The 25,652-nt window shown below is 63.5% G+C and carries 23 protein-coding genes, 1 tRNA gene and 1 pseudogene; 10 read left to right on the top strand and 15 right to left on the bottom strand.

Annotated features, from left to right (window positions below; translation table 11 throughout):
- The first annotated feature begins 30 nt into the window (after positions 1-30).
- Positions 31-599: pseudogene (locus tag AC4PRM_RS04430) on the top strand (type 1 glutamine amidotransferase domain-containing protein).
- Positions 600-953: 354 nt separating this feature from the next.
- Here AC4PRM_RS04430 and AC4PRM_RS04425 read toward each other — a convergent pair.
- The 4 genes from AC4PRM_RS04425 to AC4PRM_RS04410 form a co-directional block, all read right to left on the bottom strand.
- On the bottom strand, positions 954-3,614 hold the full coding sequence (locus tag AC4PRM_RS04425; RefSeq protein WP_492038933.1) for an excinuclease ABC subunit UvrA: 2,661 nt from the start codon (positions 3,612-3,614) through the stop codon (positions 954-956).
- A gap of 395 nt (positions 3,615-4,009) precedes the next feature.
- Positions 4,010-5,119: an S-(hydroxymethyl)glutathione dehydrogenase/class III alcohol dehydrogenase gene (locus AC4PRM_RS04420; protein WP_492038932.1), complete on the bottom strand. Its 1,110-nt coding sequence runs from the start codon at positions 5,117-5,119 to the stop codon at positions 4,010-4,012.
- Positions 5,120-5,334: 215 nt separating this feature from the next.
- Positions 5,335-5,625 (bottom strand): metal/formaldehyde-sensitive transcriptional repressor, encoded by a 291-nt coding sequence (locus AC4PRM_RS04415; RefSeq protein ID WP_492038931.1) that lies wholly within the window; start codon positions 5,623-5,625, stop codon positions 5,335-5,337.
- 286 nt (positions 5,626-5,911) lie between these two features.
- Positions 5,912-6,901: a zinc-dependent alcohol dehydrogenase family protein gene (locus AC4PRM_RS04410; RefSeq protein WP_373258544.1), complete on the bottom strand. Its 990-nt coding sequence runs from the start codon at positions 6,899-6,901 to the stop codon at positions 5,912-5,914.
- A gap of 96 nt (positions 6,902-6,997) precedes the next feature.
- Between AC4PRM_RS04410 and AC4PRM_RS04405 the strand changes: the two genes are divergently transcribed.
- Positions 6,998-7,618 (top strand): TetR/AcrR family transcriptional regulator, encoded by a 621-nt coding sequence (locus AC4PRM_RS04405; RefSeq protein WP_492038930.1) that lies wholly within the window; start codon positions 6,998-7,000, stop codon positions 7,616-7,618.
- A gap of 342 nt (positions 7,619-7,960) precedes the next feature.
- Here the strand turns inward: AC4PRM_RS04405 and AC4PRM_RS04400 are convergent.
- A protein-coding gene (locus tag AC4PRM_RS04400) for an IS3 family transposase (protein ID WP_492039185.1) occupies positions 7,961-9,147 on the bottom strand; the annotation gives its coding sequence in 2 pieces (ribosomal slippage) (positions 7,961-8,892 and positions 8,892-9,147; 1,188 coding nt in all).
- On the opposite strand from AC4PRM_RS04400, the gene AC4PRM_RS04395 reads away from it, so the two are divergent.
- From AC4PRM_RS04395 to AC4PRM_RS04385, 3 genes are all read left to right on the top strand, one after another.
- Positions 9,058-9,450, top strand: coding sequence for a hypothetical protein (locus AC4PRM_RS04395; protein ID WP_492038929.1), 393 nt, complete (start codon positions 9,058-9,060; stop codon positions 9,448-9,450). The genes AC4PRM_RS04400 and AC4PRM_RS04395 overlap by 90 nt on opposite strands.
- A 234-nt stretch (positions 9,451-9,684) precedes the next feature.
- A complete protein-coding gene (locus AC4PRM_RS04390; RefSeq protein WP_492038928.1) occupies positions 9,685-10,455 on the top strand; it encodes a Hachiman antiphage defense system protein HamA in 771 nt (256 codons plus the stop codon).
- Between the two features lie 79 nt (positions 10,456-10,534).
- Entirely contained in the window at positions 10,535-13,936 is a 3,402-nt protein-coding gene (locus AC4PRM_RS04385) for a DEAD/DEAH box helicase (RefSeq protein ID WP_492038927.1), read from the top strand.
- On the opposite strand, the gene AC4PRM_RS04380 is transcribed toward AC4PRM_RS04385, so the two are convergent.
- Positions 13,926-15,167, bottom strand: a complete 1,242-nt coding sequence (locus AC4PRM_RS04380) for a tyrosine-type recombinase/integrase (protein WP_492038926.1) — start codon at positions 15,165-15,167, stop codon at positions 13,926-13,928. The two genes, AC4PRM_RS04385 and AC4PRM_RS04380, sit on opposite strands and share 11 nt — an antisense overlap.
- A gap of 361 nt (positions 15,168-15,528) precedes the next feature.
- Between AC4PRM_RS04380 and AC4PRM_RS04375 the strand changes: the two genes are divergently transcribed.
- Positions 15,529-16,206: a hypothetical protein gene (locus AC4PRM_RS04375; protein ID WP_492038925.1), complete on the top strand. Its 678-nt coding sequence runs from the start codon at positions 15,529-15,531 to the stop codon at positions 16,204-16,206.
- Here the strand turns inward: AC4PRM_RS04375 and AC4PRM_RS04370 are convergent.
- From AC4PRM_RS04370 to AC4PRM_RS04360, 3 genes are all read right to left on the bottom strand, one after another.
- Positions 16,169-17,422: a site-specific integrase gene (locus AC4PRM_RS04370; protein WP_492038924.1), complete on the bottom strand. Its 1,254-nt coding sequence runs from the start codon at positions 17,420-17,422 to the stop codon at positions 16,169-16,171. The genes AC4PRM_RS04375 and AC4PRM_RS04370 overlap by 38 nt on opposite strands.
- A gap of 132 nt (positions 17,423-17,554) precedes the next feature.
- Entirely contained in the window at positions 17,555-17,824 is a 270-nt protein-coding gene (locus AC4PRM_RS04365) for a helix-turn-helix transcriptional regulator (protein WP_492038923.1), read from the bottom strand.
- A complete protein-coding gene (locus AC4PRM_RS04360) occupies positions 17,824-18,387 on the bottom strand; it encodes a GIY-YIG nuclease family protein (RefSeq protein ID WP_492038922.1) in 564 nt (187 codons plus the stop codon). The genes AC4PRM_RS04365 and AC4PRM_RS04360 overlap by 1 nt, the downstream gene beginning before the upstream one ends.
- A 143-nt stretch (positions 18,388-18,530) precedes the next feature.
- On the opposite strand from AC4PRM_RS04360, the gene AC4PRM_RS04355 reads away from it, so the two are divergent.
- Positions 18,531-18,719 (top strand): hypothetical protein, encoded by a 189-nt coding sequence (locus tag AC4PRM_RS04355; RefSeq protein WP_492038921.1) that lies wholly within the window; start codon positions 18,531-18,533, stop codon positions 18,717-18,719.
- A gap of 473 nt (positions 18,720-19,192) precedes the next feature.
- Positions 19,193-19,696 (top strand): hypothetical protein, encoded by a 504-nt coding sequence (locus tag AC4PRM_RS04350; RefSeq protein WP_492038920.1) that lies wholly within the window; start codon positions 19,193-19,195, stop codon positions 19,694-19,696.
- A 23-nt stretch (positions 19,697-19,719) separates the two neighbouring features.
- Here the strand turns inward: AC4PRM_RS04350 and AC4PRM_RS04345 are convergent, their stop codons facing one another.
- Entirely contained in the window at positions 19,720-20,046 is a 327-nt protein-coding gene (locus AC4PRM_RS04345; RefSeq protein WP_492038919.1) for a hypothetical protein, read from the bottom strand.
- Positions 20,047-20,153: 107 nt separating this feature from the next.
- Here AC4PRM_RS04345 and AC4PRM_RS04340 point away from each other — a divergent pair, with 107 nt between their 5' ends.
- Positions 20,154-20,573, top strand: a complete 420-nt coding sequence (locus AC4PRM_RS04340) for a hypothetical protein (protein ID WP_373259222.1) — start codon at positions 20,154-20,156, stop codon at positions 20,571-20,573.
- Positions 20,574-20,685: 112 nt separating this feature from the next.
- Complete coding sequence (locus tag AC4PRM_RS04335; RefSeq protein WP_373259221.1) at positions 20,686-21,333, top strand: TetR/AcrR family transcriptional regulator; 648 nt, start codon at positions 20,686-20,688, stop codon at positions 21,331-21,333.
- Between the two features lie 124 nt (positions 21,334-21,457).
- Here AC4PRM_RS04335 and exaC read toward each other — a convergent pair whose 3' ends face one another.
- From exaC to cpdR, 5 genes are all read right to left on the bottom strand, one after another.
- The gene (exaC, locus tag AC4PRM_RS04330) at positions 21,458-22,975 is read right to left on the bottom strand and encodes an acetaldehyde dehydrogenase ExaC (RefSeq protein ID WP_305639897.1); all 1,518 of its coding nucleotides are present in this window, start codon (positions 22,973-22,975) and stop codon (positions 21,458-21,460) included.
- 134 nt (positions 22,976-23,109) lie between these two features.
- Positions 23,110-24,099 (bottom strand): GAF domain-containing protein, encoded by a 990-nt coding sequence (locus AC4PRM_RS04325; protein WP_444591196.1) that lies wholly within the window; start codon positions 24,097-24,099, stop codon positions 23,110-23,112.
- A 173-nt stretch (positions 24,100-24,272) separates the two neighbouring features.
- Entirely contained in the window at positions 24,273-24,623 is a 351-nt protein-coding gene (locus AC4PRM_RS04320; RefSeq protein WP_444591195.1) for an oxidoreductase C-terminal domain-containing protein, read from the bottom strand.
- 426 nt (positions 24,624-25,049) lie between these two features.
- Positions 25,050-25,124: transfer RNA gene (locus tag AC4PRM_RS04315), tRNA-Val, on the bottom strand.
- 123 nt (positions 25,125-25,247) lie between these two features.
- On the bottom strand, positions 25,248-25,607 hold the full coding sequence (gene cpdR / locus AC4PRM_RS04310) for a cell cycle two-component system response regulator CpdR (protein ID WP_296170203.1): 360 nt from the start codon (positions 25,605-25,607) through the stop codon (positions 25,248-25,250).
- Between the last annotated feature and the right edge of the window lie 45 nt (positions 25,608-25,652).

The raw sequence follows: 25,652 nt of genomic DNA, 5'->3' as shown, positions 1-25,652 counted from the left end.
CTTAGTCTTCTACGGAATAGGGAATAAGTTATGACGTTAGAGGGCAAATCAGTTGCCGTTCTGATCGCGCCCCGCGGGACGGAAGAGCCAGAATTCTCGAAGCCCAAGCAAGCTATCGAGGAGGCTGGCGGCAAAGTGACCGTGGTCAGTTTTGAAGCGGGCGTGGCTCGCACAGTCAATAGCGACCTTGACGAGGGCGGCAGCTATACTATCGACAAGACGTTTGCCGAGGTCAAAGCCGACGATTTCGACGGCCTTGTTGTGCCCGGAGGGACTGTCGGCGCCGACAAGCTTCGCGGCAGCGGCGAGGCAATTGGTTTCATCCGGGCTTTCTTCGATCAAAAAAAACCGGTCGCGGCTATATGCCATGCACCTTGGACATTGATTGAGGCTGACGTGCTTAAGGGCGTTCCTTGACGTCCTACCCAACGCTGAAGGTCGATATCGAGAACGCCGGCGGTACATGGGTCAATGACGAAGTCGTAGTCGACAACGGCCTTGTCACAAGCCGCGACCCCAATGATTTACCCGCCTTCTGTGCCAAATTCATAGAGGAAGTCGCGGCAGGCGTGAGCGCTGGGCTCGCAGCCGGCAAGTAAAGACGGGGCGGCCTCGGCAAACCATTTGAGGCCCGCTCACGGAAGAAGGTCCACGCGAGACAGGCGTAGCGGATGGCCGCTGATGATGGTCATCCGCTACGCCGCGTATCAGACGACCACGGCGCGCCGGACGAGCAGTCAAATGTTAAGTCGCGTCAACCGCGGTGAACTTCTCGGCGGCTCTGATAGGCTTCTAGGCTTGACCCATTGTAGGGTCCGGGTTCTTTCACATAGTCGACTCCGGGTTCGGTCCCCTCGTGGCCTCCCGACCGTTACCGGGCGGTCCCAGCCGACCGACCGCCACCACACTAGCTCTGCTGTTCTTGCGACCTGGATACCGACTAGGTTCAAGACCTACAGCGCCGCTTTAAGATAGGGAGCGGTGAGACTGCCTTCCGCTTCCGCAACGACGCCAGGGACGCCGCTGGCAACGATACGGCCACCGTCTTCCCCGGCCCCCGGTCCCAGATCGATGATCCAGTCCGCCTGTGTGATGGCGCGCATGTCATGTTCTACGACTACAACCGTATTGCCGGCGTCGACGAGGCCCTGCAGATGTTGCATCAGCCGGTCCGCATCGGAGGGGTGAAGCCCCGAAGTTGGCTCGTCGAGGATGTAGATCGTGTTGCCGCGTTGAGCGCGTTGCAGTTCAGCCGCCAGCTTGATGCGCTGCGCTTCCCCGCCAGACAGCTCGGTCGCCGGCTGTCCGAGCCTCAGATAGCCAAGACCGATCTCCCGCATTACATCGAGGGAGCGCATCACGGATGCCTCGCCAGCGAAGAAATCGCACGCATCGTCGACCGTCAGTTCGAGCACCTGGGCAATATTGCGCCCGTTCCATTCGACTTCGAGCGTTTGCGGGTTGTAGCGAGAGCCATGACAGGTCGAGCACGGCGCAAAAACGCTCGGCAGGAATAGCAGCTCCACCATAACGTATCCCTCGCCCTCGCACACAGGGCAGCGGCCTTGCGCGACGTTGAACGAGAACCTTCCCGGGCTATAGTGCCGCCGGCGGGCGAGCGGCGTATCAGCGAAGATCCTTCGCACATGATCGAACATGCCGCTGTAGGTGGATAGGTTCGAGCGCGGCGTGCGGCCGATCGGTTTCTGATCGACCCGCACCAGCCTGCGAACATGCTCCATGCCTGCGATAATGCGTCCTTCAGTATCGTTCTGAGCACGATCGAGCAGCGGATCGATATCCGCCTCCTCGGCCACGGCGGAGCCGCCGAAGTGTTCCGTGACGAGCTCGGGCAGCGCCTGACTGACAAGACTGGATTTGCCCGATCCCGAAACGCCGGTGACAGCGGTGAAGCAGCCGATGGGAAACTCGACGTCGAGACCATGGAGATTGTTCCGCCTGATCCCTTCCAGGCGTAGCCATGCCTTAGGATCGCGCGGTGTGCGCTCACTGCGGAGCGGCTCTGCAAACAGGTAGCGGCGGGTGATCGAAGTCTCGACGTCGGCAAGCCCCTCTATCGGCCCGCTGTAGAGGACTTCACCGCCCTTTTCCCCGGCTCCTGGCCCGACATCGACGAGCCATTCCGCGCGGCGGATCACGTCGAGATCATGTTCGACGACGAACAGGGAGTTGCCCGCCGCCTTGAGACGCTCGAGAATGGTGAGCAAGGCTTCGCCATCTGCCGGGTGCAACCCTGCCGAAGGCTCGTCAAGCACATAGACCACGCCGAAAAGCTGTGACGACAATTGCGTAGCAAGCCGCAAGCGCTGCAGCTCTCCGGAGGAGAGCGTCGGCGTGCTGCGGTCGAGCGAAATGTAGCCAAGGCCAAGATCGATCAGCGGCTCTAGCCGCTCGATCAATTCGCAGGCAAGGCGTTGGGCGGCGATCCGCTTCTCTTCGGAGAGATTGGGCGTGCGGCGTACGTCGGGCGCGCTCTTGTGCGCAGAGCCGCCCGCCGCAACCCGTTGTTCGACCGCTGCATCGCGGGCCGCTTTTTCCAGAACATGGCCCTTTGAGGGGGCGGAGACTGCCCCATATTCGCCATGCGCGACGGGCATCAGCAAGTCCTTCAGCTTGAGCACCGTCAGGTCGCCGAACTCGGCAATGTCGAGGCCGGCGAATTTAACCGACAGGGCTTCGCGCTTCAGGCGCTTGCCGTCGCAGGTCGGGCAATCGCGGCCGATGATATATTGCGAGACGCGCTTCTTCATCAGCGCGCTTTTAGTGTTGGCGAAGGTTTCCAGCACATAGCGGCGCGCGCCGGTGAAGGTGCCCTGGTAGCTCGGCTCCATGCGGCGCTTGAGCGCCGTCCGGGTCTGTTCGGGCGTCAGACCCGCATAGACCGGCACCGTCGGCGCCTCTTCCGTGAAGAGAATCCAGTCGCGATCCTTTTTCGGCAGGTCGCGCCACGGCGTGTCGACGTCATAGCCGAGCGAAACGAGGATATCCCTCAGGTTCTGGCCATGCCAGGCGGTCGGCCAGGCGGCGATCGCCCGATCGCGAATGGTGAGGCTGTCGTCAGGAACCATCGTCTCTTCGGTCGCGTCATATACGCGCCCGATGCCGTGGCAGGTCGCGCAAGCCCCCGCGACCGTGTTGGGGGAGAAATCCTCCGCATAGAGCATGGGCTGATGGCGCGGATATTCGCCGACGCGGGAATAGAGCATCCGCACCAGGCTGGAGAGCGTCGTCACGCTGCCGACCGAGGATCGCGCGTTGGCCGAGCCGCGCTGCTGCTGCAACGCGACCGCAGGCGGCAATCCGTCGATCGTGTCGACCTCTGGCACGCCGGCCTGGTCGATAAGGCGACGGGCATAGGGCGCAACCGATTCCAGATAACGCCGCTGCGCTTCGGCATAAAGGGTGCCGAACGCAAGCGATGACTTGCCCGAACCCGATATGCCGGTGAACACCACGAAGGCGTCACGCGGTACATCGACGTCCACATTTTTTAGGTTATTCTGGCGCGCGCCACGAACCTGCACGCAAGCGGGAGGTCCCGCATGCCCATGATCGGTGGCCGGCGTCGTCGCGTGTATATCCTTGTCCTTCAATTCAGTCTTCCCGCCATATCCGCCCGTGCGGCCTGTGGTTCATTACGGTCGGGGTAAAAGATGAATGCATTTCCGACTCAATACATCCAACGGCCAGGCTGGCCCGATGTTCGGAACCTTTGAAATATTTTTCCAGCATTAGACAAAGGTTACGACAAAACCATTTTTCCCGTTGGGTCGCGCGACGAGGCCACACACACTCCGCTGGTAAGCGCCTGGGCCAGGCGGCCCTGGTCCGTGCCGCTATCGGCATGTAACGATTGCACTTCGGCGGTTGTTACCGCATCGCGACACGTTGCCCAGTTGCCAGAGCGCGCTTCATCATGGCCGGGGTCGGGCCATGATGAAGGCCGAGTTGTCGATCCGAGCGCCTCGCGCCGCTTCGGATCGGCGGGTCAGTAGTGAATGACCGTGCGGATCGACTTGCCTTCGTGCATCAGGTCGAACGCCTCGTTGATCTCCTCCAAACCCATGGTGTGGGTAACGAACGGGGCCAGATCGATATCGCCTCTCATCGCGTCCTCGACCATGCCGGGGAGCTGTGTCCGTCCCTTGACGCCACCGAAAGCGGACCCCTTCCATACGCGGCCCGTGACGAGCTGGAACGGGCGGGTGGAGATTTCCTCGCCCGCGCCGGCAACGCCAATCACGATCGACTGACCCCAGCCACGGTGCGCTGATTCAAGCGCGGCGCGCATGACGTGGACGTTGCCGATGCACTCGAAGGTATGATCAATGCCCCAGCCCGTCATCTCGATCAGCACTTGCTGGATGGGTTTGTCATGGTCCTTGGGGTTGATGCACTCGGTCGCACCGAACTGGCGTGCCAGCTCGAACTTGGACGGATTGGTGTCGATGGCGATGATGCGACCCGCCTTCGCCTGGCGCGCACCCTGAATTGCCGCGAGGCCGATGCCGCCGAGGCCGAACACGGCGACCGAGTCTCCGGGCTGGACCTTGGCGGTATTGTGGACTGCGCCGATGCCGGTCGTGACGCCGCAGCCGAGCAGGCAGACATGTTCGGGGTTTGCCTCGGGATTGATCTTGGCGAGCGAGACTTCGGCGACGACAGTATATTCACTGAAGGTTGAACAACCCATGTAATGATAGAGGGGCTGACCATTGTACGAAAAGCGGGTGGTCCCATCGGGCATCAAGCCCTTACCCTGCGTTTCGCGGACAGCGACGCACAGGTTGGTCTTGCCCGACAGGCAGAAGTCGCACTTGCGGCACTCGGCGGTGTAGAGCGGGATCACGTGATCGCCCGGCCCGACGCTGGTGACGCCTTCACCGACCTCGACAACGATGCCCGCCCCCTCGTGGCCCAGAACCACCGGGAAAACACCCTCCGGATCACTGCCCGCCAGCGTGTACGCATCGGTGTGGCATACGCCGGTGTGGGTTACCCGGATGAGCACTTCGCCCTTCCGGGGTGGGGCGACATCAATCTCGACGATTTGGAGTGGCTTGCCCGCCTCGAAGGCTACAGCGGCGCGAGATTTCATGTTGGGATACCCTAGTTGATTGAAATTGATTGCCGGCGCGAGGCCGTTGCGTCATCGCAAATTCGTCGTCGCTCTCATACTGGCAGGGAGTATCTTTAAGATACTCCCTGCCAGTATACAAGAGGTGTCCTGATGAGGATCTCAAACCAGAGAAGGCAGCAGGGGCTGGCTTCCAACTGCGGGAGAACACGGGCAAGAAAATGAGCCTGAAATCGCTACTTGAGATATGTACGCAGGATCTTCATTACGCCCTCCACGCCGTCATCGTGTTCGCCACCCTCGCTTTTGAGGGCCGGATCTGCGCCGGAACCGAATGTTTCCCTGAGGTGACTCTCCATCACTTCTGCCATCAGCCCGTTTGTCGCGCCACGCATGGCGACAATTTGCTGCAGCAGGGGAGCGCAATCGGCCCCGGCTTCGATCGCGCGTTCCAGAGCGTCCGCCTGGCCCTTGATACGCCGCAAGCGTGTGATGGCTCGCTTTTTGTCCTCTGATGAATGTGGCATCGCGTTTTCCCGAGAAATCGCTTCAGCATACTATACAGGGGGGGAGTTTCAATCCTGTCCAGAGACTGGCGCTTCTGTAATCAGGCGAGGTTCCCTGGCCAATCTCCAAATTCGCCCCCAGATCGGGCAGGCATAGCCGCCATGTTACCCTGAGACAGGTCTGGCACGCGGACGAGGAGCATCATGCTCTCAAGCCTGCGCCACAAGCAACGACGGCATGCGCGCTTAGGGTCCGATCCTGTGTCTGGGAGGGGGGAGCCATCGCTCGCTCCCCCGGGTTTGCCGGTCAGACCGTAACGACGACCTTGCCGATCTGGTCGTTCGATTCGAGGAAGCGGTGCGCGTCCTGGATGGCGTCGAGCGGGAAAGTGCGCGCGATCCGCGGCTTGAGCGCGCCCGATTCCAGACCCGCCACGATGAACGCCTTGGCGCGATCAAGGGCGGCGTCGTCCGAGACGATCTCGCTGTAGAGATAACCCTTGAGCGTGAGGCTCTTGCCCAGCACGGAGAACAACGGGAACGGCGTTGGCTCGCCGCTGAGCGCGCCATATTCGAGCAGGATGCCGCCGCGCGCCATGCTCGCGGTCAGCTGCTCGAACGACGGGCCTCCGACCGGATCGAGCACCACGCGCGCACCTGCACCATCGGTTATCTCCATCACCTTTGCTACCAGATCCTCTTCCCCGGTCGCGACGACATGATGTGCACCGGCATCAAGCAGGGCCTGGCGCTTGGCGCCGGTACGCGTCGTCGCGATCACCGTCGCGCCGACCATCCGCGCAATCTGGAAGGCAGCAAGCCCGACGCTGCTGGAAGCAGCGGTGACGATGACGAAATCGCCCTTGCCGAGCTTCGCCTGCTCCACCAGCGCGCCCCAAGCGGTGACATACTGCATCCACACGGCCGCCGCTTCCTCGAACGACAGCGCCGCCGGATGCTTGACGACGAGGCGGGCGGGCACGTTGGCGACCTCGCCATAGGTGCCCCAGCGCGCGATATCGAGCGGGGGGATGACGCTGACGGCTTCGCCTTCCGCAAACCCGGTCACGTCCGCCCCGACCGTAACGACAGTGCCGGCAGCCTCGTAGCCGAGTCGGCTAGGGAACTCGGCTTCCTGAAGGTAGGCATGGTTGCGGAACATCACCTCGGCGCGGTTTATGCCTATCGCCTTCACCGCAATCTGCACTTCGTCGGCCGCGGGCGCGGGCACTGCCACATCTTCAATCCTGAGGACGCTGGCGTCGCCATATTCGTGGATACGGACGATGCGGCTCATGGGACACTCCTTGATTATTGAACGATCGTTCTGTATCGATGTCAGCGACAAGGTTCAAGCTATTATTTATCGATCATTCCATATCGGGCACCAGACATGACAGACACGAAAGCCCGTCGTGGCGCAGGCCGCCCTCGAGAGTTCAACACTGACGCTGCGCTCGACAAGGCGGTACGGCTTTTCTGGCAGCGCGGCTACGAGGCGACGTCGATGGCCGATCTGGTGGCGGAGACTGGCGTCGCCGCCGCCAGTCTCTATGCGGCGTTTGACAACAAGGCGGGGCTGTTCGCGGCGGTGATCGAGCGCTATTCCGCCACGTTCAGCGTCCACCTCTATGCACCCATCAACGATCCGGCGTTGTCCACCTTCGAGGCTGTCACGGGCCTGCTGGAACGAGCGGCGTCAACGTTCTCCGAACCTGGAACGCCGGCCGGCTGCTTCATGTATTCGGCAGCGGCAGCCGTGTCGCCGGCGTCCGCCGCCATCGAATGCCTGCTGCGCGACAAGCGTATCGCGGCGGAGGCCCTCCTGATCGAGCGTCTGCAACGCGGCGCCGCGCACGGCGAGCTTGCGGCCGATGCCGATCCGGCCGTCCTAGGCAAATTCTTCAATACGGTCATGGAAGGCATGTCCGTTCAGGCGCGCGACGGCGCTACGATCAACGAACTGCTCTCCATCGCCAAAATGGCACTCGATCGATGGCCGGCTGCGGTGTGATGGTCGAAGCGAGCTCGTCCTCGGTGTTCTTGCAACAAGCCTCTGTCGATCTGCAGCAATGCCCACTCCGACCGAAGTCCGCATGCCCAAATCATCATCCCGTTCCGGGAGACCGCAGCGTTCGACAGGATTTTTGAGCAGCCGCGGAAAGTTGTGACACCAAGTATCGATATTTATTTGTGCGTGGCGGGGATCTACCTATCCGCCTCGCTCGAACGAATATCCGAACACATCTGATAGGATGAAAGCACATGAAACGCGTGACGCTGCCAGGCGGGGAAGTCGTTCCTTCAATGGGTCAAGGCACCTGGAAGATGGGCGAACTGACGTGACCCCCGTTTCTCATCCAGCCATAACGAGAGTCCTTTGGTGATCTGAGCCGTGATTGGCTGGGGTGGCAAGAGGCCGGTCTGCGCAGCCATCAACTAGCGCAGCAGGCCGGCCGATGTGTCCGGTGAGCGCCTCGGCGTAGGCCTTGGGCGTCAGCCAGCCAAGCTTCGAATGCGGCCGGGTTTCGTTGTAGTCGCGCCGCCAGGTTTCGAGCACGACACGGGCGTGCGGCAGCGATCGGAACAACGTCTCGTTCAGCAGCTCGTCGCGCAGGCGACCATTGAAGCTCTCGTTGAAGCCGTTCTGCTGGGGCTTGCCCGGCGCGATGTAATGCCAGCCCACACCGGCGTCGTCGGCCCAGGCCAGGATGGCGTTGGATGTGTATTCCGTGCCGTTGTCGCTGACGATCGTCTCGGGTCGCCCACGTCGCAGGATGATGGCGTCCAGCTCGCGCGCCACTCGCCGGCCCGACAGCGAGGTGTCGGCAACGAGGCCGAGGCATTCCCGCGTGCAGTTGTCGATCACCGTCAGGATGCGGAAGCGCCGCCCATCGGTCATCTGATCGGACACGAAGTCGAGCGACCAGCGCTGGTTCGCGACCAATGGGATCTCCAGCGGACGCCGCGTGCCCATGGCCCGTTTACGCCCGCCGCGCCGGCGCACCGTCAGCTTCTCCTCGCGATAGATCCGCTGGACCCGCTTCTTGTTGACCGCATGCCCCTCGCGCCGAAGCATCACGTGCAGGCGGCGATAGCCGAACCGCCGGCGCTCCTGAGCCAGAGCCTTCAGCCGATCGCGCAGCGCGCCATCGTCCGGTCGTATCGCCTGGTAGCGGACGCTCGTCCGGTCCACGCCCAGCACCCGGCAGGCCCGCCGTTCGCTCATCCCGTAAGCCGACTGCAGGTGCGCCGCCGCCGCTCGATGCGCAGCGGGCGTCACCACTTTTTTCCCAGCAGATCCTTCAGCGCGACGTTGTCCAGCATCGAGTCCGCCAGCATCCGCTTCAGCTTGGCGTTCTCCTCTTCCAGCGCCTTCAGACGCCGGGCCTCCGACACGTCCATGCCGCCATACTTGGCCTTCCACTTGTAGAAGGTCGGCGAGCTCAGCCCGTGCTTCCTGCACAGATCCGCCACCGGAACACCGGCCTCCTGCTCGCGCAGGATCCCGACGTCCAGACGCTCTTCGTCAACGGCCTCTATCCGATCGTCGAGCGGATGGCTCAGGAGCTTTCAAATGACCTGACCGACGGGGATGATCCGGAACAGGTTCGGGCGATGGCGCTCGGAGCGGCCCGTCGCACCTTGGCCTATCGTGTCGGCAAGGCGACCTGTTTTGCGCTGGCAAAGCGCGTTCTGGACGATTGGTCCCCGGAAGATCTCGAACGCGCAACCTCGCCTGAGTCCCTGTCGATGGCGGCCGACGACTATCGCCAGAGCCTGGCGATGGCGAAGAAATGGATCCGCGACCAGTCGAGAATGGCGAGCGTAGCCGCCCTCGCGTGACGCGGCCGTTTCAGCGGTTACATGTAAGTCGGTGCGAAACAGGTAACGATATCCCGCCAAGACTAAAAAGCGCTCCGAGCGGCAGCAGTTCTCAGATCCGATGCACACGAAGGTCTGCTTCTGGCTGGCCATCCAACGTCCGCTCGCAGTTGCGGCAGGTGCCACGCTGGCCTCACGGGGATATGACAAATAAGCACGCGGCTCAGACTGCGGCAGCGAAATGAAGGAGGGGGCGTGGCGAAACTGAACCTATGGTGCGATGCGGCCGTCAGTGACGTTGGCGCCCATCAACTGCACGCCATCACCGGCAAACCGAACCAGCTTTCCACTGGTCGGGACGAAGTCGCCGGGATCATGCCATCCCATTACGTCACGGCGCGAGAGCTCGCGCACGTCCTGCGTCGGCGCGGCAAGGTGAAATCCGCGGGCCTGATCGAGCAGCGGCTGCCCCAGACCGCGCGGCTCAGGTCCGGTGACCTGGGCGAGATCCTCGGCACGGCCTTCGTGAATGAGCTGACCGACTACAATATCGGAGTGAACCGTCTGCAGTGGCGCGACCACCGCAACATGGCCATGCGGGGCGACGATCTGATCGGCTTTCGCATCGTCGACGACGAACTGAGGTTCCTCAAGGGCGAGGCCAAGAGCGGCACCAATATGACGGCGGCGACCATCACCAAGGCGCGCGCGGGCCTCGGTACGTTCGACGAAAGGCCGAGCCCCCACGCCTTGCTGTTCCTGGCGGAGAAATATCTCGGCATTGGGGAGGAGGATCTGTCCGACCGGATCACCGACGCTGCGCTCGACGAGAACATCGAGCTCGAACAAGTCACGCACCTTCTGTTCACCTTCACCGGCAACGACGCGACCGGCCTGCTGACGACCGAGCTGCAGAACTACGCAGGCGAAGTCGGACAGATCGCCGTGAACTTCCATATTCCGACCCACCAGGCCTTCATCAATGAGGTCTACGCCACGGTGATCATCAATGCCCGCCAGCCCTGAAGCCATCGCTGACGCCATCCGTCGGGCGACCGAACCCGGCTTTCGGGGTCGGCTGCTGGCGCGTGGTCAGGCGCGAGCAATGATCCAGCGCGACGGCGCCGTTCCCGATGGGGCGCCGCGCTTCTCGCCGAGCCTCAGTTACGATCTGCTGGCCTACGGCTACGCCCTTCTGACACAGGGATTGCGTCTGCTTGAGCAGGGCGAGCAACTCGACGTGGCTCGCACGGCCTGCGCCGGCGCCGCCGAGGCCCTTGAGGCGGCGATCACCAACGCCGCCGATAGCCCCGACCGCGCGTTCCATCGCGTCATGGCCGCCGGCGCCTATCACGTAGGCCGGTACTCGGCCCGGGCTTACTCATTGCTTTCGCCGTTCGACGCCGAGGCGCTCGACAACAGCAATGTCTCGCCCATTGAGCAAGTTCTGGCTCTGCTCATGCTGCGCCGGATCGACCGGCTTCAAGCCTTGGTGTCAGACTGGTGTATGGGGGAGCGGGCTGATGACGATCGCCTGTTTGCGCGTCTCTCCGCCATCCTGCCCGAAGAGCCGCAGCCGGCTCCCGATGACGAAGCCAACGACGAACTGGGCGACATCGCCGACATCGCGCTGACCTCCGGATTTATGACTGCTTCCGCAACGGCGCTGCTGGCGTTCGAGCGGGGTGAACGCACCTTGCTGGACGAAGCGCTGGAGCGTTTCGACGAGGGACTTCGCGACGCCACCGCACTGAACATGGTGCCGCAATGGTGGGCGCATCGGATGGCCCGCCATCTGTTCGGCGAACTGTGGGACTGTAGCTTCCACGCGGTGCTGCCTACGGACGGTGGACCGGGACTGCCGAACTGGCAGGGCTTGCGTGAACTGTTCGTCGCCTCATTGCACAGCCGCTCCCGCGCAGAGATTGATCTGTGGCCCTCCCAGATTGACGCGGCGAAACGGGCGATGCGGATCGAGCAGAATCTGGTCGTCTCGCTGCCGACGAGCGCAGGCAAGACCCGCATCGGCGAGTTGTGCATCCTGGCCTGTCTGGCGGCTGGCAAGAGGGTGATGTTCATCACGCCATTGCGCGCCCTGTCGGCCCAGACGGAGGTCGCCCTGAACCGCACCTTCCGACCCCTGGGCAAAACCGTTTCAGGACTCTATGGCAGCATCGGCGTCAGTGACGCCGACCAGAGCCTGATGACGTCGCGCGACATCGTCGTGGCGACGCCCGAGAAGCTCGACTTCGCCTTGCGCAACGACCCCACGCTTTTGGACGACGTCGGCTTGGTCATCCTCGATGAGGGGCACATGATCGGGTTGAGCGAGCGGGAAGTGCGCTATGAGGTGCAGATTCAACGCCTGCTGCGGCGGGCCGATGCAGCGCAGCGTCGGATCGTATGCCTGTCTGCCATCCTGCCGGACGGCGACCAGCTTGAGGACTTCGTCGGCTGGGTAGCCGGCGACGTAGGTCAGGGGCTGGTCCAGAAGGACTGGCGCCCGACGCGCCTGCGGTTCGGCGATGTGGAATGGCGAGGCGATCGGGCCCGGCTGTCCATTACCATGGGCGACGAAACGCCGTTCGTACCGCGCTTCTTCGACGCCAAAGCGCCGACGAAGGGCAAACGCAAAAAGCTCTTTCCGGCGGATCAGCGCGAGTTCGTGCTGGCCACGGCCTGGACACTGATCGACGACGGCCAAAGTGTTCTGGTCTATTGCCCCCGACGCAAGTCGGTCGAACCGTTTGCCAAGGCCGTGGTCGATTTGCACCGGTGGGGGTTAATCGAGCCTCTGATCCAGGAAGACGATCCTCGCCTCGACAAGGCCTTGGCGATCGGCGCCGAATGGTTAGGCGATGACCACGTCCTGCTACAGGCGCTGCGTCTGGGCGTAGCCGTCCACCATGGGGCGCTGCCTACCCCGTATCGCCGCGAGGTCGAGGCTTTGCTGCGCGACGGAGTTCTCAAGCTGACAATTTCCTCGCCGACCCTGGCGCAGGGTCTCAACCTCGCCGCCACCACTCTGCTGTTCCACGGCCTGTACCGGGATCGGGACGTGATGGCCGCGTCGGATTTCAAGAACATCGTCGGCCGCGCGGGCCGGGCGTTCGTCGATGTTCAGGGACTTGTCCTCTATCCGATGTTCGACAATCCCGGTACGCGGCGGGTCGCATGGACCAAGCTGGTGGGCGAAGCCGGCAAGTTGAACATGGAAAGCGGGCTGCTGCGCCTGGTGGCATCTCTGTTGGCCCGGATGCAACGCAAGCTCGGCACCGACGATCTGAAGCCGTTCATGGACTACATCCTGGGCATGCCGGACTGGACCTTCTCGGGTCTGCCGGGTGAGGACGCCGATGCAGTAGCGTTCGAAGCTCGCAACTGGGGCGCCTACATCACCTATCTGGACACAGCCGTACTCGGCATGCTCGGCGAAGAAGATGTCGCCGACGCCGACATCGAAGCCGCGCTCGACACCGCCTTGGCAAGTTCGCTTTGGAGCCGACGGATCGCGCGCACCGACGTCGCGGTCCAGCCCTTCTATCGGCAGCTTCTTGTCCAGCGGGCGAAGTTCATCTGGGGTCACACCACTGCTGTTCAGCGTCGCGGCTACTTCCTTGCAGGCCTGGGCTTCGAGACCGGTCAGCAACTCGACCTGCGCTCTGACGAGCTGATTGAACTGCTGCTTCGCGCCAATGGTGGTGTGTCGACCAAGGATCCTGAAGCCGCCATCGAAGCGCTTACGGCCTTCGCCGAGATCGTTTTCGACATCGCCCCATTCCAACCCAATGACCTCCCCGCGGATTGGCGCGACCTGCTACGGGCCTGGCTCGAAGGCAAACCGATGAGCGCTTTCGTTGCTGGCGACAGCGAGGTCCTGCGCTTCATCGAAGACGCCTTCCTGTACCGGCTCCCCTGGGCGCTTGAATCAGTTCGGGTTCATGGCCTGGCGCGCGACTACAGGACCGCCCATGGCCTCGGACTCGACGATTTTGAGCAAGGTTTGGCGCCGGGCGTCTGCGAAACGGGCGTGCTCAACCGCAGCGCCATGGTGCTCATCCAATCCGGCTTCGCGTCGCGCTCAGGCGCGCAGAAGGCGGTGGCCGACGGCGAGGGCGAGTTTGAGACTCTCGGCGAGCTGAAGGCCTGGTTGCGCACCCCGGAGGTTCTGGCGCTAAACGCCAACCCGGCCTGGCCGACCCCGGAGACCCGGGATCTGTGGCTGGAATTCATCGGCGGGGTGAGGCCCGATCAGATCGACGCTTGGGCGCGTCAGGACCATCACGGCCACGTCGTATGGAGCGAGGACGACTTACCTGACGGGACGCCTTTACGGTTGATGCCAGGGTCTTCGGATCGTCTGATGAACAAGGACTACGAAGTAGTCGGCACGCTGTTCGGCGACCTGAACGAGAACCACAGCGGCCTGCTACGTCTTACCGCTCGAGCCAAGGGCGTCGACGTCACCTACTTCGGCCCAGACGACCTGAACGCCGTCATCCCTTAGCGCGGGCGCGACCACTGGCGGAACTCAGGGCCGCGCTGACGTCGCTCTGATGGTCGGGACGCAGATGCCCATAGACCCGCTCAAGGGTTCGCGGCGTCATGCCCAGATACTGTGCGGCCCGCCGGATCGGCACATCGGCTTCCATCAACCACGTCGCGCAGGTGTGGCGTTGCCAGTGCGGCGTAACCGCCTCGGGCAGGCCGGCATCCTTCACGATGCCCTCGTATCCGGTGCGTATCCGGCCACGCAGGCTCCTGCCGCCGTGGTGCAGAACGGTCTCGACGGGCGCCAGCCCCCGTTCCACGCGAGCAACGTTCAGCGCCTCGTCCTGCCGGCGCCAGCGTTTCAGGTGTTCGAGCAGGCGCTTTGGAATGCGGTGCATCGGGCGGCGCTTGTTCGGCTGGTCCTTCTCCTTGCGCCCTCGCCGGAAAATCCAGCCCCGTTCGAGGTCGACCCAGGCGCTGTCGTCCGACGGCTCCCACCGAAGCTTGGGCAACACGCCGGGGCGGCTGCCGCTGTAGACGCCAAGCAGGACGAACCGGCGCAGGTGGGCCCGGTTTGACCGCGTAGAAGCCACCGTGGGCTGCCAGCGCCCGTTGTGCAAGCGACTGCCGCGAGCGGCGCGCAGCAAGGCGGCCACCTGGTCTCTGCTCAGGGCGTCGCGCGCGCTCTCGCGGCTTGTCTCGGGGTAGGTGAAGATGACCTTGCGGGACAGCGGGTGCTCGGCGGCCCAGTAGGTTGTAGCCGCCGACAGGTCCTCCAACTCACGCCGGGCGCCGGCCGGACTGACCCTTCGCGCCAGGGCGGGATCCTTGAACGTCTTCACCGGCTGGCGACAACGATGCTCCACGAACGCCTGGCAGCTGCTTCGGCGAATGTCGCCCAGCGTCTTTCCCGACCACCAATCCAGCACGGCGCTGAGCCTCGACGCCAATGAGACCGGGTCGGCGGATTTCGGCCCCTTCTCGAGCGCGTAGAGCGCCACGACTTCGTCGATCAAAACCTCTTCAGGATCCTGGGCCCGCCCTTGCGGCCGGCAAGCCGCCCGGCGCGCCGTCACGTACTCGGCGAGCGCGATTTCAGCTTCTTCAAGGCGCTCCGGGCCGCAACCGGTGCTGATGTTTTTAGCGCCGTCCCTGATGAAGTAGATTGGGGCGACCGGGCGGCGGGTCTTGGGGTCGGTGCGCCCGGCGCGCAGGTAGAGGCGAGCACCCTTTGCTGGTCTACCCATGTGCGCAACTCGAACAGACCGCGCAGCGCCGCTGGCGTGACGAACAACCGGCCAGTGACCTTGGCGGCGCGCAGATTGCCTTTGCGGATTTCGGTACGCAGCGACGATACGGTGAGCGGGCCGTCAGGGAAGAAGATCGCCACGGCCTCAACGAGCGTGATGGGGTCGTCGTCGCCCCAATCGTCCGGATCAGGGCGGCGTCGAACGCGGGCAAGCCCGCAGGCTTCTCGGCCAGGGCGGGGTTCATCACTCACCGGCTCCAGCTCTGTGGGCGGTGTGGTCCGAGAAGTGGACCGACGAGCGTTTTCTGATTATAGGTCAGAAATCCCCGGCGCATGGTCTGGGCGACTGAGAACGCGCGATGGCTCGACTTCCTGCCTTGGTGGATGCCCTGACGGCCGTGGATGGTCGGCCTCGCAAGGCCGTCGACCACGTCGCGCGCGAGGTTCGCGAGGATGGTCTGATCCAGACCTCGGGCCGAGGCCGGGCGGCAGCCCACATGACGCCCTTGGACGCCGCCTATCTGATCATCGGACTGTACGGCGCCGCCACCCCGGGTGAGGCGAAGGCGGCGGCCCGGGAGCTGTCGACGTTGAAGGGCTTCTGGATGGGTATCAAGCCGACGGAACTGCGCGCCCTCAAAACGGCCCCTGACCTGGTACACACGATCGCTGCGTTGATCGAACTGGCGCCGCTGATCGGGCCCTCGATCGGCCTGGGTGAGGCTCCGATAGATAGCGGACACATGGGGCCCATGGCTCCCGAAGTCGGATACGCGGTCCACCTGCTGTTTCACCGGCCCAACCCCAGTGTCGAGCTCCGCTTGGCACGACGCGATCGCAAAGGGGACATCTGGGACAAGGAAGAGATTAACGTCATGTTCGACGGTCCCCGCGGATCGAGAGAGCTCCCTGCTGTGGAGACGGTCACCCGAATCACAGGACAGGTGTTCCGGGCCGCGTACGACGTGCTGTTCCAGAACGAACGCGAGTTTCTCGGCGTTAAACCGGGCCATAAAGCTTCAGCTCGCGGGGGGTGAGCGGCAGCTCCGTGCGGAACTGGTCGCCGATCCACAAACGCCGCGCGGCGTTGACCAGGTGCTCGCCCTCGATCCCGTCGAGGCGAAGCTTCTCGCGCTTGGCCATGGCGACCGCGGCGGTGCGTTCGTCGCGGCTCAGATAATGCTCCAGCGTTCTGTAGCAGTGAGCCAGCGTGTGGCCCGTGACGGCGGCGATCTCCGGGATCGTGGCGCCGGCGCGCCCCAACACGACCAGCAGGGAATGCCTGAGCCAACGCAGCTGAAGCCGGCTTTTCTTGTAGCCGACGGCCTTCAGTCGGATGTAGCCGAAACGGCCTGCGAGCTGTCCTTCGCTGAAGGGCTTGCCGGTTTTGCCGCTAACGAACATGTATTCGCCGTGGCGGAAGTCGCGATCCAGGAGCTGTCGGGCCGAGGGGTTGGTAACCCACAGGCGGATGGGCGCGCCCGTTTTGCGGCATTTGAAGAAAAAGCAGCCGTCCTTGTAGTTGTGGCCGTAGCGCAGGTTGCGTGCGCTCGTCAGCCGCTGACCAATCTCCCACTGCGCCAGAATGAGCTTGGCCAATCCAGCTTCGTGTTCGCGCAGGCATTCCGTCACCAGCGCGTAGACGTCATCGGGCGTCCACAGCTGGATGGGCCTGGCTTCAGGCTTCGTGCACGACGTGATCGTCATGTGCGCTGGCCGCGTGCCGTCCTGGATGGCGATTTCGCAGAGTTTCCGGAGTTCCTTATAGAAGGCCTTGCGCTGCCACAGGCTGCTGTTCTCGGCCCGGAACGCCGCTTCGAATCCCGGCTGCGGGGTTGAGGCGATGTCGAGCCCGTGTTTGAGCGCGATCTTCAAGATGTTCTGCTGGTGATCGCTGTAGCCCTCGACCGTGCGCTCCTTCAAGCCCAGCCAGTGTTCGGAGCAGCGCCGAACGCCGATGATCCGCCGCCAGGTCTGCATCGGCGTGGAGGTCAGCGCCACGGCGCTGACCTCCTGCACGCCCGCGCGGGCTTTGCGGAAATCCGCGTAGTAGGCCTCGGCCTGGCGCCGCAGCTCTGCGTGCTGAGCCGGGGTCAGATTCTCGAGATCCACCCCCTCCTCGCCGTCGAGGAAGATCGGCCGCGTCGCCGGGTAGCCAGCGGGCCGCAAACGCTCCGGCACAACGAAGCGCAGCCGCACGCGACCATTCGCGAGGGCTCGCTTCTCCACATAGTAGCCGATCGAATTACCCATCTTCCTTCACCTCCCTATCGACCGGGCGACGTCCCCGGCTGACCAATGGTCAGAATTAAAGATCTCCGTTTCACTGACCATTAGTCAGAATTAGCCGCAGGGCGCGGCCTATATCTGACCGCTGGTCACAAATCAACCCGCATCGTGCGTCAGGCGGCGCCGCGCGATTTTCTCGGCGATGGCCCGCTCTAGGGCCGACGGTTCCGGGGCCGCGTGCAGGCCCAGCGCCCGCTCGACCGCGGCCGAGCAAAAGAGGGCCTGACGGGCATGATCGATCGGCGCCGGCAGCCGGCCGTCGGCGACACGGCGCCACAGCGATGCGCGCGAGATCCGCGCACGCGCGCACACTTCCGCAGTTGTCATGCGCGCGGAAGGCGGTCCGGGGTCATGGGGCCCGCCCATCAGTTCAGGCTCCCGGGATCGAACGCCAGACCCTGGCAGCGACGGCGCAGCATCAACATCACTCCGGTCTCGAACGAGGCGCCGCGGCTGGAGATGTTGAGGGGCGGTTGCTGGGTGCGGATCAGGGCCGGCTCCTTGGCGCGCGCCTCGAGCGCCGGCTTGACCGCGACGGAGACGTGGGCCCCGATCCAGGCGCTCAACACCGCCTCGCTGGAGGGCTCGAAGCAGAAGTAGGATTCGCCGGGGATGGGCCGGGCGACGAGACCGAGCTCCTCGGCCAGCACAGCGCCCAGCGACATGCGAAACGTCGAGCGGCCGGTGTCGTTGGACAGGTGGCATTTGACGCGCCGGCGCAGGCTGTCGTCGGTGGCTCCGATGTAGAGGACGCAGCGGCGGCCCAAGCGGACATGTTCGAGCCGCAAGCTGGCGCGCTCCAGCGCCGGCTCCAACGCCTCGGGATGGTCAAGGATCAGGGCGTACAGCCCCGGCGCGTCAGGGATCAGTTCGGGGTGCTGGCGCATCGCGCTGACCGGCTGAATCATGTAGGAAGACAGGAACGTCATGGGACAACTCATTTTGTTCATATGAACGATTTTTGTTCACAGTCCAGCCGCTATCATGCCCGATCCCCATGGTCAATAGTCGTTCACATGACCTGAATTCACCCACGCGCGCCCAGATGCGCGCCGCGCGGGCGGGTTTGGGGTTGAGTCTCCAGGCCCTGGCGGCCGAGGCCACGCTGGGCGTCAGCACGGTGCAGCGGGCTGAAAAAGATGGGCTTGAGGCCCTGACGCCGGCCAACGCTCAACGCCTGATCGAGACGTTCGCACAGCTGGGCGTGCGCTTCCTCGACGCCGATTCAGACGGGCCGGGTCTTCGGATACGCCAAAGCTGAAGAACGCCGGTCTGCGGACCGATCCGGGGCCTGGCGCGCTTGGCCCCGCATCTGCTGACTGATCGGGTCCTGCCGGATCGGCGGCTTTGCGGGTGCACGTCCGACTCCTTGTGATTCTTCTGCTGGCGGGCAGACCGCCAGTCCCCGGAACAGGCCGTTCGCGTCGAGTCCGTCGCGAGTCCGCTGTCGAGTCCGCTGCCGAGTCCGTCGCCTGGCCGGGACGTCGCCCAAAACCTCGCAACTTCAATCGCTTGCCCCACCGCCGGGGGGCGATTCGAACTCATGGGTCGTGGGTTTTTTATCCGCTCAGTTCGAGCAAAAACAACAGGTTAGGAGAAGCGACCCGAGACGCCCTGACGCAGCCTGACGCTAGCCGTCGCACGCCGGCTCACAAAAGTCCGACTGCGCTGACCGTGCGACAGCGCGTGCCCATCCCTTCCCCACGTCCGCCCAATTACAAAGGAACACCCGCCATGAACGACGGCATTTTGAACCACCTCGCGAAGGCGACCGAGCTGGCGGCAGGCCACCCGTGCGCTGGCTACCGTTTCTGGATGTGCGTCCACATGTTGTGCGCCCTCACGCTCCAGAACGACCCTGACGGCATCTTGATCGCGATCGAAACTGCTGAAGATATCGCGCTGAACGAGGACCCATCGACGCTCGAGGTTCCGATCATCCGCAACCCCGGGGGCGAGGTCATCGACCTCATTCTCGACAAGCTGCAGCTCGGGCGTGTGCCCCTCGCTGAGTTTTCCCGCGATGTCGCCCTATTGGGCGACCCGACCCACCGGATCGTGCTGCTGGAAGCGGCGTGCCTCTGCCTGATCCAACAAGGCAGGAACGAACTGACCGAGCTGCGGGCAGCGGCTGCCGTGATGCGGCGCACGGGCGTCGGCTTGGACGCGCTCGATTATCCTCGCGGTATGCACGAACCGGTCAGCAACGCCGAGCTGATCGCGGCTGTGGTCGCCTAGTGCGGGAGGAGCGAGCTATGTCTTCAAACATCGGGAGCCGGACGGGACAAGCCGCCCTGACAGCCGAGATCGCCGCCGCAGCGGTCCGGGGCAATATCGATGCGCGCGTGCGTGATAGCCTGACCATCCTTGACGCTGTGATCACCGAGCGCTCCCGTCAGCAGGGCGGTTTGGCGTCGCTGCGAACCAATCCGGCGATCGAAATTGACGCCGACGACCTGTTCGATCTCGTCTCTATCTTGATGGGTCTGTCCGATCCAATCGCGCGGCAAATCGGGTTGAAGGGTGTCGTCAGCGCCGTGCAAGCCGATGACTTCGCCCAGTTCCGGATCGGTTGTCGTGGCGTCCAACGGTTCTGCGGCTGGGCCGAACTACCGAGCACCGCCGCCCACTAGTCCGGTCGCCAACGCCCGGATGAAACCAAGTCCACCGCCATCTCAATCAGGACCACACCACGATGACCATGTTCACTGCGCGCCCCGGTCGGGCCAGGCTCTATATGCAGAGCCCGTTCACCGCCGAGCTCGCACCATCACTCCGCGTTAAGCAGGATCGCGCGTATCCAGCTTCTGTCTATCTGGCCCTACTGCTGGATCTGCCGGATCCGGATGGATACGGTGCCGTGGTGCTGGACGACGACGGCTACACGCGTCAGGCGGTGGCCCTATCACCGCGTAGTTCGTCGCACCTGACTATCCACCGCCCAGTGCGCTTTGAGATCCCCGGCCAACCTATGGTCCGGGGCATGGCTCTGTTCAACGGGCAGGGCGAGCTCGCTGCCTACGGCGCACTTCGCAGCGCTCACGCCGGTTATCCCGCTCCAAGCTTCATCGAGTTCAAGTCGCACCAGATCTTGGTCAAGCGCGTCGATCGCTGATTTGGGAAATCTATAACAGTCGCTACATTTTATTGTCGAGCTATGGTAACCATTATGTAGCGATCGATCATTAAAAATGCCGCCCTGTCGTCAGCATTCTAGAGCGATCGTTATGGTAACGGAACGTTTTCGTGGTCGGCCTCGCGAATTCGACCGCGATCAGGCGCTGGCCAAAGCGATGAAGCGGTTTTGGCTCTTGGGCTTCGACGCTACGTCTATGCGTCACCTCGCCGAGGCCATGGCGATCTCCCAACCGAGTCTCTACGCATGCTTTGGCAGCAAGGCGGCGCTGTATGTCCAAGTAGTCGGCGCCTTCGAGGAGGAAGTCGCCTTCTTGGACATGTCCGCTGTCACGACAGCTTCGAGCCTATCCAAAGGATTGGATCGTATGCTGGACGACTTGGTGAGGCGGATCACCAAGTCAGGATCGCCGAAAGGCTGCATGATCCTCGGAGGACAGATCGCAGACGTTCCTGGCCAACGCCATCTCGTGCTCCATTTGAGGGCGCGGCGTCGAGCCTACCAAGCAGCGCTGTCGGTGGCACTAGAGACTTGGCTTCCACTTAAAAAGGCCAGCGCAACGGCAGCGGTCGTCACGATTTTTGCTCGGGGGCTTTCTGATCAGGCCCGGGATGGCGATACAGCAGCGCTTTTGCGTCAATCAGTCGAGGATTTCGGTCGGCACGCCACTCACGCAACCGAAACCACCGGCAGCGGCGGCAGCGGCAGCGGTGGCGCAAACCTAGAGGCAGCCGCATAGACCCCTGTCGGAGCCGTTGGCGTCGTGACCAAGACTGCGTGAGCAAGTTTCGGCCTCACCGCTGAATAGATCGAGGCCCCGCCGGAAACGGCGGGGCCTTCTCATCAGGGATTCAAGCCGCTCGTCAGAAGAAGCCGAGCTTGTCGGGGCTGTAGCTGACCAGCAGGTTCTTGGTCTGCTGGTAGTGGTCCAGCATCATCCGATGGTTCTCTCGCCCGATGCCGGACTTCTTGTAGCCGCCGAACGCCGCGTGGGCCGGATAGGCGTGGTAACAGTTGGTCCAGACCCGGCCCGCCTGGATGCCGCGACCGGCGCGGTAGGCGGTGTTCATGTCGCGAGACCAGACACCGGCGCCCAGGCCGTACTCGGTGTCGTTGGCGATCTCGATGGCCTCTTCCAGCGTCTTGAAGGTGGTCACCGACAGGACCGGACCGAAAATCTCTTCCTGGAATACCCGCATGTCGTTGGTGCCCTTGAAGATGGTCGGCTTGACGTAATAGCCACCGGCCAGGTCACCGGAGAGTGCGGGCTGATCGCCGCCGGTCAGGACCTCGGCACCCTCGGCACGGCCGATGTCGAGATAGCCGAGGATTTTCTTCAGCTGCACGTCCGACGCCTGGGCGCCGACCATCGTATTGGGATCCAGCGGATCGCCGGCGACGATCGCCTCGACGCGTGCGATCGCCTTCTCCATGAAGGCGTCGTAGATGTCCTCGTGGATCAGGGCCCGGCTCGGGCAGGTGCAGACCTCGCCCTGGTTCAGCGCGAACATGGCGAAGCCTTCCAGCGCTTTGTCGAGGAAGGCGTCGTCGTGATCCATCACGTCCTTGAAGAAGACGTTGGGCGACTTGCCGCCAAGTTCGAGCGTGACCGGGATGATGTTCTGGGTCGCGTACTCCATGATCTTCTGGCCCACGACGGTGGAGCCCGTGAAGGCGATCTTGGCGATGCGCGGGTTTGTGGCCAGGGGTTCGCCGACGGCCTTGCCGGTGCCCGAGACGACGTTGAGGACGCCGGCGGGGATCAGGTCCTGGATCAGTTCGATGACCAGCAGGATCGAGGCGGGCGTCTGTTCGGCGGGCTTGAGGACGACGCAGTTGCCTGCGGCCAGCGCGGGGGCCAGCTTCCAGGCGGCCATCAGGATGGGGAAGTTCCAGGGGATGATCTGGCCCACGACGCCCAGCGGTTCGTGGAAGTGATAGGCGACGGTGTCGTTGTCGAGCTGCGAGATGCCGCCTTCCTGGGCGCGGATGCAGCCGGCGAAATAGCGGAAATGGTCGATGGCCAAGGGGATGTCGGCGGCAAGCGTCTCGCGGACGGGCTTGCCGTTCTCCCAGGTCTCGGCCTCGGCGATGGCCTGCAGGTTTTCTTCCATGCGGTCGGCGATGCGGTTCAGCATGATGGCGCGTTCGGTGACGCTGGTGCGACCCCAGGCGTCCTTCGCCTTGTGGGCGGCGTTGAGGGCCAGTTCGACATCGGCGGCGTCCGACTGGGCGACTTCGCAGAGGACGCGACCGTTGACCGGGGAGGTGTTCTCGAAATAGCGGCCCGCGACGGGCGCGACCCACTCGCCGCCGATGAAGTTCTCGTAGCGGGGCTTGAACTTGGGCGTCACAGCGCGAATGAACTCGGGCTTGGTCATCTCGAATCTCCGTTGTTTCCAGGCGCGCCGGTTGGTGGCGTCGTCGTTGGGACCAGAAAACGCCGAGAGAACCCGCGGGGGAAGACGGGTGCTGGATGGTGCGGCGCACATCTGTCGCAGCTCTGCGACAGAACTCAGCTGTGAGGGTTCAGACGGATCAGCTTGCGGTGGAGGGTGGCGCGGCTGACCCCGAGAGATCGCGCTGCGGCGGAGACATTGCCGCTTGAACGGGCCAGGGCCCGACGTACCACGCCTCTTTCGGCATCAATCAGTTCGGCCTCGGCACCGCTGGGAGCAAGGCCCAGGGCATCTTCAGCCGGAAGCTGACCGGCTATGCGAGCGTCAGTGATTCCAAGGGCCATTCGAGCGGCATGCGTCGCGCCGACGACCAGATCGTGCCGATCGACAGCCAGCAGAGCCGAGGCGCTCCGTTCCGGATCTCCGGCCAGGACAATCCGCGCCCGCGGGAACGCTTGCCGAAAAGCCTGAGCCTCGATCGAGCGGGCCGCTTCAGTCACGGCGGCAGCGATCAGCCCGACGAATCCTTCGGTCAGATCAGCGCGTGCCGTCGACACGTCTAGCGCGCCCGCAAGGCGTCCGAGATGGTCGTGAACCGGCGCGGTGGAGCACGACAGGCGAATATTGCGTGTGTGAAAATGTTGGTCTTTATGGATGGTCAATGGACGATGCTCGGCCAAGCAGGTGCCGATACCATTGGTGCCCTCGACAGCCTCGGACCAGACTGCGCCCTGCCACAGTCCCCAGCGTCGAAAAGTTTCATCGTCAACGTCGGCACTTCGCCGATCGACGGCGACGCCCTGGCCGTTGGTCAACAGGACGCAGCACCCCGCGCCGCCGACAGCCAGATACAGACGGTCAAGCGCGCTCTGTGCTGCACAGGTCAAGGGCTCCATGGCCTGACAAACCTCGCGCATCTCGATGTCCGTCAGTGTCGCGGTACGGCCTTGCTCGGCGGGGTCAAGGCCATGCAGGTCCATGGAGCGGCACCACGAAGCCTGCAGCGCCGAGCGGGCGGCGGCGCCGTCACTGAGCGCGCGCCTGACCCTGTCGGGGTGATCGGCCTCTATACCCTTACCCACACTCTCCACCCATTTCTTGGACATCTAAGTCAACACAGAGCGAGCCTTCGAAGCAGAGTACAAGCGTTTCGAGCGGCTTGCACACACACGTTGGCGACACATCAACGGAGAGGCCCACCAGATCATTGTCCTGGCAGCTTCAAGCCTTCCTGTTCGTCCCGTCTATGACGCATTCGACCTGTTCGCCTTCCAGCCGTTCAGCCGCCCTGCATGATCGCATGCGACTTGAGAGGGATCGAAACATCTGCAAGCAGATCTCGACTGATGCCGATCTGGCTCGCCACCAGCGCCCGACCCTGAACATAATCCCGAACAGCGTTCACGCAGTCCAATGCGATCACCTGACCGTCCCGCAGATAGATGACGCTAAAGCCGCCCTCCGAAGGATGACCACGAACCACGGTCTCATCGTAACCTGAGGCCAATCCCACAGTCTGCAGCTTCAGGTCGTACTGGTTGGACCAGAACCAGGGGACGGCATCATAGGATGCCGTTTCGCCCATCAGCGTCTTGACCACGACGCCCGCCATATCGGCGGCGTTCTGCACCGACTCCAGCCGGATTTCAGCGCCTTGGGCAAATCCGCTCTCATGGAGGGCACAGTCACCGACCGCGAAAATGTCGCTCAGGCTCGTGCGGCACGCGGGGATCAGACTGATGTCTGTTGAGCGGCTGTGATCCCGCCTCTGACGCTCCAGACTGGCGCGCCGGCTAGCGATCGGCGACGGTGGTAAGCAGCTCGCCGGTTGCCGGGCGTGTAGATAGCTGCGCTTCCCACCCGAATGTCACGAAGTCGTCGCTCGAAGAATGACCGCTCCTGGCGCTAGCCGGAACCTCCTAAACGAACTCGCTGGCTCAGATGCCAGGGCAGTTCTCGGGGGCAAAACCTTATGACTAAGGGCCCCACGTCCGGGTTTCTGGCCAGTTTATGGCCAGCGTACCCTAGGGTGCAGCTGCTGAGTCATTGAAAGGAATGGTGGACGCGACAGGGATTGAACCTGTGACCCCCTCGATGTCAACGAGGTGCTCTCCCGCTGAGCTACGCATCCGCCAAGACGGTTCCGAGGAAACCCCGGAACGGGAAGGAGGCGTCTATACCCCACCCTTCGCGCGGACCGCAAGGGCGAAACGCAGGCTGTTTGGCGCCGAATATCGGTCGCCCTGATGCCGGCTTATGCGGCGGCGACCATCTTCTCGACCTCGCCGACCAGATCGCGCAGGTGGACGGGTTTGGACAGGACCTTGGCCTGAGGACTGGCCTGGGCGGCCGTCAGGGCGACGGCGGCGAAGCCGGTGATGAACATGATGCGAATGCCGGGCTGTCGGGCGGCGGCGACGCGGGCCACCTCTATGCCGTCGGCCCCGGGCATGACGATGTCGGTCAGCAGCAGGTCCCACGGCCCCTGGTCCAGGGCGTCGATGGCGTCGTCGCCGTTTTCGCAGTCGACCACGGAATGGCCGGCCCTTTCCAGGGCGCGTGTCAGGAAGCCGCGCAGCGAACTGTCGTCCTCGGCCAGAAGAATACGCGCCATATGTAGATTTCGTCCCGTCGTTACAGCGGTGACGCTACGCCCGGA

The sequence above is a fragment of the Brevundimonas sp. DW-iso22 genome (assembly GCF_058725425.1).
This window is presented reverse-complemented; position numbering and strand designations above follow the sequence as displayed.